Source organism: Pedococcus sp. P2_A3, assembly GCF_056405035.1.
Map to the genome: position 1 here is coordinate 88,573 of NZ_JBFUCW010000018.1, position 6,561 is coordinate 95,133.

At 73.3% G+C, this 6,561-nt stretch carries 7 protein-coding genes and 1 tRNA gene; all 8 read left to right on the forward strand.

The window, feature by feature from the left end; all coding sequences use genetic code 11:
• Nucleotides 1-46 precede the first annotated feature (46 nt).
• Nucleotides 47-523: a hypothetical protein gene (locus tag AC1DX8_RS15085; RefSeq protein WP_477630746.1), complete on the forward strand. Its 477-nt coding sequence runs from the start codon at nucleotides 47-49 to the stop codon at nucleotides 521-523.
• The gene (locus AC1DX8_RS15090; RefSeq protein WP_477630747.1) at nucleotides 523-2,472 is read left to right on the forward strand and encodes a copper resistance CopC/CopD family protein; all 1,950 of its coding nucleotides are present in this window, start codon (nucleotides 523-525) and stop codon (nucleotides 2,470-2,472) included. Before AC1DX8_RS15085 ends, AC1DX8_RS15090 begins: the two co-directional genes overlap by 1 nt.
• A 359-nt stretch (nucleotides 2,473-2,831) precedes the next feature.
• On the forward strand, nucleotides 2,832-3,953 hold the full coding sequence (locus AC1DX8_RS15095) for a lytic transglycosylase domain-containing protein (protein WP_477630748.1): 1,122 nt from the start codon (nucleotides 2,832-2,834) through the stop codon (nucleotides 3,951-3,953).
• A 75-nt stretch (nucleotides 3,954-4,028) separates the two neighbouring features.
• Nucleotides 4,029-4,113, forward strand: a tRNA-Leu gene (locus AC1DX8_RS15100).
• Between the two features lie 45 nt (nucleotides 4,114-4,158).
• A complete protein-coding gene (locus AC1DX8_RS15105; protein WP_477630749.1) occupies nucleotides 4,159-4,749 on the forward strand; it encodes a TMEM175 family protein in 591 nt (196 codons plus the stop codon).
• Between the two features lie 3 nt (nucleotides 4,750-4,752).
• Nucleotides 4,753-5,379: a DUF1684 domain-containing protein gene (locus AC1DX8_RS15110; protein WP_477630750.1), complete on the forward strand. Its 627-nt coding sequence runs from the start codon at nucleotides 4,753-4,755 to the stop codon at nucleotides 5,377-5,379.
• Nucleotides 5,380-5,386: 7 nt separating this feature from the next.
• Nucleotides 5,387-5,641 (forward strand): metal-binding protein, encoded by a 255-nt coding sequence (locus tag AC1DX8_RS15115; RefSeq protein WP_477630751.1) that lies wholly within the window; start codon nucleotides 5,387-5,389, stop codon nucleotides 5,639-5,641.
• A gap of 130 nt (nucleotides 5,642-5,771) precedes the next feature.
• Nucleotides 5,772-6,561 (forward strand): hypothetical protein (locus AC1DX8_RS15120; RefSeq protein WP_477630752.1); only part of this gene is annotated, 790 nt, incomplete at its 3' end.

The window sequence follows — 6,561 nt, forward strand, 5'->3', positions numbered from 1 at the left end:
GGGTCGCCTCAGAAGGGCGGCGGTCCCGGTAGTCCGAGGGGAGAGCATGATGAACACCGAAGCCGAAGTGCGGACGACCTGGTGGCAGGGATCGCGACGATGGGCCGTGCCTGTCGCCGTCGTCACCGCCCTCATCCTCGTCCTGGGCTACCTGCTGATGAGCCGCGAGGCCTCCGCCGACACGACGATGCCCCAGAGCAGCGAGATGGAGAGCTCGCTGGGCGTCCGGTTCTCCCGGCTCGCCGTCGTCGGCGACGGCGGCCTGGTGACGCTGAGCTACGTCGTGCTCGACCAGGAGAAGGCCTATCGCTTCCAGACCGATGTCGCACACCCGCCGAGCCTGCACAGCGAGGCACGCCAGGGCGGAACGCAACGGGTGTCGCTGATGCGGCAAGGGCACAACCTGCGGGCGGGCCAGACCTACTACCTCGTCTTCCAGAACACGTCCGGCGCGTTGCGGTCGGGCGAGCTGGCGGACATCGAGTACGGGAGCATGCACCTGCGTCACGTCCCGGTGCTCTGATGCGCGCGCCCTCGCGCCCGGGTCGGCTCGTGCGACTCGTCCTCGGGGTCGCGCTCCTCCCGGCTGCCGCGGCCCTGGCCTTCGCAGGGCCGGCCCAGGCCCACGCGTTCCTCGCCGGGAGCAACCCCGCCGACGGCGAGGTCCTCCAGTCAGCGCCCACGGTCCTGCGGCTCGAGTTCAGCGAGTCGGTGTTGTTGCATTCCAGTCGGATCGACGTCGTGGACCACGAGGGGCGGCACTACACACCCACCAACCTGCGCCTGTCCGCGCCGGGTGATGGGGCAGCCGCGGGGGAGCCGGCCGCCGGGTCGGCGGCTGGCGAGGCGGCGGGGGGCGAGGAGGCGGGTGAAGAGCCCGTCACGCTCCTGTCGGACCTGCCACCCCTTCCCCAGAGCACGTATCGCATCTCGTGGGAGACCCTGTCGGCCGACGACCTCCACCGGACCGCGGGAGTCATCGTGTTCGGGGTGCAGCGGCCAGTCGTGGCAGCCGGCCTGACAGCCCTCGCGGACCCGCCGCCGAGTGCGGCGGAGTCCATCGCCCGCTGGGTGATGTTCCTGGGGCTGTCCACCGCGCTGGGTGGGAGCCTGGTCACCCTCCTGGTGACCCGCACGGCCGGCGCCGGTGGGCGTTCGTCGGTGCGGTCCTGTCTCGGGGTCGCCGCCGCGGGCGCCGGAGTCTCCGTGGTCGCGTCGCTGGGCGTCCTCGCAGCACAGCTGTGGGGGAGCCAGGCAAGTCCGTGGGACGTCGTCACCGGCGCGTATGCCGAGCGGTGGGCGATCCGCGAGGGTGGCCTGCTCGTCCTGGCTGGCGCACTGGTCGCGGCCTCCTTGCTCCGTCGGCCGCCGCACGTCCTCGCGGTCGTCCCGGGAGCGCTGTTGGCGTGCGTGGGGACTGCGATGCTCGGCCACTCCGCCGGCGCCCAGAGCGGCAGTGTCACCCGCGTCATCGCCTCGGCGGTCCACCTCGCCGCTTCCGGCACGTGGGCGGGTGCCGTCCTCGTGCTCGCCCTGCTCGCCCTGCGGGGATGGCACGGGCTGCCGCGGCACCTGGCGCGGGCCGTGTTGCGGAGCTTCGCCGGCCCCGCCACTGCCTGCGTGGGGGCGATGGTCCTGACCGGTGTCTACCTCAGCAGCCACGTGGTCGGGTCGGTCGACGCAGCACTCTTCACCATCTACGGGCGGGCCCTGATGGTGAAGCTGACCTTCGTCGGGGTGGCCGGCTGCCTGGCCCTCGTCAACCTGCGCAGGCTGTCGCGGTCGCGGTCGGCGGTCCCGCGACGCACGCTCGTGGCGGAAGGGCTCTGCGCGTGCGTCATCCTGGGCCTCGCTGCCGTGCTGACCAGCGGTCAACCGGCCCTCGAGCCGCAGCTGGTGGCCGGACGGACCGCCCCTGCCTCCACCTTGGTGGACGCGCGGGTCGCCGACCTCCAGGAGGGCCTGTCCCTGGCGCCGAACCGCCCCGGTCCGAGCGTCGCCCTGGTCGAGGTCTTCAACACCCGCAGGCCGGCGGTCGCACCGGTCCGAGACGTGCTCGTGACGCTGGAGACCGTGGGGGGCCAGGCACCCGTGGCGGTTCCAGCCAGACCGATCGGGGACGGCCGGTGGTCGGCCTCGGTGAGCCTCCGCGAGCCCGGTCCCGTGGCCGTCGTGGTGGTGGTGCGCCGAGCCGGAGTGCCCGATGTCACGAAGACCTTCAGCTGGACAGTCGGTGGAGCGTCCACCATCACGCGTCCCGCGGTGGTGTCGACCGCGCCCCTGATGGGTGCGCTGCAGCGGCTGGCGTGGCTGGTCCTGGCGGTCGTCATGGGCGGCCTCGGCACGGTCCTGGTGCGTCGGCGCGGCAGGCACCGCGCGGCGGCGGCCCATCCCGAGTCACCTGTCGAGGTCGTCCCCACCTCCGACGACGAGGTGTCCGAGCGAGTGCCCGTCACCGCCGGAGGCAGCTAGGCATGTGGCAACCACGTCCCTGGCGACACAGCACAGACGCAGCCCGACCGCGCTTCGGGGCCACGGCGGTCCTGGCGTCCTGCGCCGTGCTGGTCTCCGGACCCCTGCCACCACACGCCCTCGACGCATCGCACCGAGGCGGGATGGCCAGCCGGCCGCCGGCTTCCGTCACCGTTCCCCCCGACTCGACACCTCGTGACGACGCGTCGGGGGTCGACCTTCGACCTGCGGACTCCGCCACCGCTCCCCACGACCCCCCGGCCCCGTCCCCGGCTCGAGGGGCGAGCATCGTCCCGGCGTCCCTGCTTCGTCCCGGTCCGCCGTCACCTCGGCGACCCGCCTTCACGGTCCCCGGCCGCTTGTGGCTGGCCTACCGCAAGGCGGTCGAGCGCGCCCCGCGGGGTTGTCACCTCCCGGTGGGGCTCCTCGCAGCGATCGGGCAGGTGGAGTCCGGTTCGTTGAAGGGACGCAGCATCGACGCACACCACCGCGTCGCCCCGCCGGTGCTCGGTCCCGTGCTCGACGGCGGTGGGTTCGCCGCGATCCTCGACACGGACCAGGGTCGCTGGGACGGGAACGCCACCTGGGACCGGGCCGTCGGGCCGATGCAGTTCATCCCCAGCACCTGGCGCGCCTTCGGGGTGGACGGTGACGGGGACGGGGTGTCCGATCCGCAGAACGTCGACGACGCCGCTGCCAGCGCCGCGGCGTACCTGTGCGCGGGCGGTCGGGACCTCAGCCGCCCCGCAGACCTGCGGGCTGCCGTGCTGGCCTACAACCACTCCCAGGCCTACCTCGCGCTGGTCCTCTCCCTCGCAGCGTCGCCCACCGCACCGCCAGTGGGCGGACCGTCGCCGCGGCCGCGGTCCGTGGCCCCCGCACCGCGGGACGGCCGGACACCCGCCGCCGCACCCTCAGCCACCCCGACGGCCACCCCCACGCACGCGCCCAGCCCGATCCCGACCACGCCGATCCCGACCACGCCGATCCCGACCATGCCGCCCCCCACCTCGACTCCGACGACACCGACGCCGGACCCCACGACGACGACACCGACGCCGGACCCCACGACGACGACACCGACGCCGGACCCCACGACGACGACACCGACACCAGACCCGACCACGACGACGACACCGACGCCGGACCCCACGACGACGACACCGACGCCGGACCCCACGACGACGACACCGACGCCAGCACCCGACCCTCCGCCGGACACCTTCGACGGAGCAGCGTGCGCCCTGCCGGCCCCGGCCCCCGAGCCCGGCGTCCCGGGCGAGGCCGTGCCTCCAGGAACGCCTGTCCCGTCCGCTGCGGTGCCGTCCGACCAGCGGCTCGATCCAGCTGACCTCCCCTCGGGTGATCCGACCCTGCCGCCCGCGACCTTCCCGTGCCCGGCCCCGCCCGTGGTCGTGTCGGTGTCCCCGGCCCCCGTCCTGGTGGCTCGCCCACGAGAGTCCACCGGTCCCGGCCCCTGAGCCGATCGCGGCCGTCCGGCTCGCGCTAGTGCCCGCTGACCTCGTCCTGGGTCGGCGGTAGGCTGACCAGCCCACGCGCAAGTGGCGGAATTGGCAGACGCGCCAGGTTTAGGTCCTGGTGCCTTCGGGTGTGCGGGTTCAAGTCCCGCCTTGCGCACCAGTCCGGACCTGCCCGGCCGTCGGGGTGTGTGCCTAGACTCCCGCCATGCGAACCGGCCGGCTCGAGGCGTTCAGCGACGGCGTCCTCGCCATCCTCATCACCATCATGGTGCTCGAGCTCAAGGTCCCCGAGGACCCCACCTTCGAGGCGTTGCGGCCGTCCTTGGTCGGACTCCTCACCTACCTGCTGAGCTTCATCTACATCGGCATCTACTGGAACAACCACCACCACATGTTCCAGCTGGTCCGGCACGTGAGCGGGGGCATCCTGTGGGCCAACCTCGGACTGCTCTTCATGCTCTCCCTGGTGCCCTTCACGACCGCGTGGATGGACGACACCCGGCTGGCGCAGCTGCCGGTCGTCGTCTACGGCCTCAACCTGCTGGGCGCGGCCATCGCCTACTACGTCCTGCAGCTCGCGGTCTTCCGCCGCGACGGGCCGGACAGCCTCCTGCGTCAGGCGCTCGGCCGTGATCTCAAGGGCAAGCTGAGCCCGGCCGTCTACGTGCTCGGCATCCTTGGGTCGCTCGTGGCACCGTGGATCGGAGTGCTGGCCTACGTGGCGGTCGCCGTCACCTGGCTCGTCCCCGACCGTCGAGCCGAGCGGTTCATCCACGACCACGCCCTGGAGGACTGACCCGTGCCCTCGCTTGACGACGACGCCCTCACCTACCCACCCGCGCTCGACGTCGCGTCGTGGCGACGCGAGGTGCACGCCCTGTATGCCGCGGTGCGCGCCGAGCCCGACCCGGCCACCGCCCACGCGCTCTGGGTCGAGCGACGGTCGGAGCTCTTCCTCGACCACCCTGCCTCGCCTCGCCGCGAGGGCCAGCAGCTGCGGCACGCACCGTACGACCCGGCATACCGCTTCGTCGTCGAGGTCGGGGAGGTCGACGACCAGGAGCCGTGGGAGTTCCGGTCCGCGACCGACGGAGTGGTGCCGTTCACCGGGGCAGGTCGAGTGGCCCTCGAGGGCCTCGGCACGCTCGACGTGTGGTGGCTCAACTCCTACGGGGGCGGCATCTTCCTGCCCGTGCGCGACGGCTCCGCGGGCACCGAGACCTACGGCGCCGGGCGCTACCTGCTCGACACGGTCAAGGGCACCGACCTCGGGCGGGACGAGGCCGGCCGGTGGGTGGTCGACCTCAACTTCGCCTACAACCCGTCCTGCGTCTACGACTACCGCTGGGTGTGCCCCCTGGCGCCGCCGAACAACCGGATCGAGGGCAGCACCCCGGTGGGCGAGCTGCTGCCCGAGGGCTACTAGCGCGGCCGTGTTCACCCTCATCGGTGCCGACGGAAAGCCTTGTGCGAGTGAGGTTCCCGGCACGCTGGGCGGCAACCGCCGGGGAAGGCTCTACGGACGCCTCGACTGTCCCTCGGCGCTGCGTGCCATTCGACGGGGCGGCTACGTCAGCCACCGGGTGTTCTTCGCGGACGAGGCCACGGCCGTCGCGGCGGGCTACCGCCCTTGTGGCACCTGCATGCGTGCCGAGTACTCGGCGTGGAAGGCACAGGCCGCCCGCTGACGTCGCGGGCGATCCTGTGTTGTCCCAACGGTCGTCGCGACGCTGTCCTGTGCCCGCGCTGGCCTCGCGTCCACAGGGTGATGCGCTCGGCACCCCTGGCCTGTCGGTGCCGTCCCCTATGATCGAACACATGTTCGACAGCGTGGAGTCCGTGCAGGGGGCCGATCCGGCCGCCCTGTCCGGTGCGTTGTTCACGCTGACTGATGAGGAGATCGCCGGCCTGCCGGTCGAGGCGGCGGAGGCGCTGGTGCTGGCCGCGCAGCGGGTGGTGAGCGCGGCGACGGCGCGGCAGCGGTCGGCGATGGAGACCGTGGCCCGGCGGTGCGACGAGCGGGCCGAGTGCGAGGCCGCCGAGGTGGCCGCCATGGCCGCCTCGGGTGGGCGTCGCCGGCAGGTGCTGTCGGGGCACGCGGTCGCGGCGGGGTCGCTGGCGGCGCTGTTGCACGTGTCGCCGCGGACCATGTCGACGCGTCTGGACCAGGCCCGGCGGGTGGTGTGCGCGCTGCCGCAGCTGCAGGAGCTGGCGTGGTCGGGTGACCTGGAGCCCTACCGGGTGGACGCGGTGGTCGCGGAGTCGGGGTCCGCTCCGCCGGCCCGGTTGCACGAGTTCGAGGCCCGGGTCCTCGAGGGCGGCATCACGCAGGTGTCGTGTGCGGCGTTGCGGCGCCGGGCCCGGCGCGCGGCCGACCGGTGCGCCCCCGACGACGCCGCCCACCTCGCCGCGCTGGCCCGGGCCCGCAGCGACGTGCGGGTCCGCCCCGGCGACTGCACCGGGATGACCCGGCTGGTGGCCGACCTGCCGACCCCGGTCGCGATGCGGGTCTGGTCCGCCGTCGACGGGTTGGCGGCGGAGTACGCGCGCGCGAACCCCGGCCAGCGGATCGGGGCCGCGCGGGTCGACGCCCTGGCCGACCTGATCG

What these genes read in the sequence shown, in the direction of transcription:
- AC1DX8_RS15085 (WP_477630746.1), top strand. Translation starts at nt 47, where the DNA reads ATGATGAACACCGAAGCCGAAGTGCGGACGACCTGGTGGCAGGGATCG.
- AC1DX8_RS15090 (WP_477630747.1), top strand. Translation starts at nt 523, where the DNA reads ATGCGCGCGCCCTCGCGCCCGGGTCGGCTCGTGCGACTCGTCCTCGGG.
- AC1DX8_RS15105 (WP_477630749.1), top strand. Translation starts at nt 4,159, where the DNA reads ATGCGAACCGGCCGGCTCGAGGCGTTCAGCGACGGCGTCCTCGCCATC.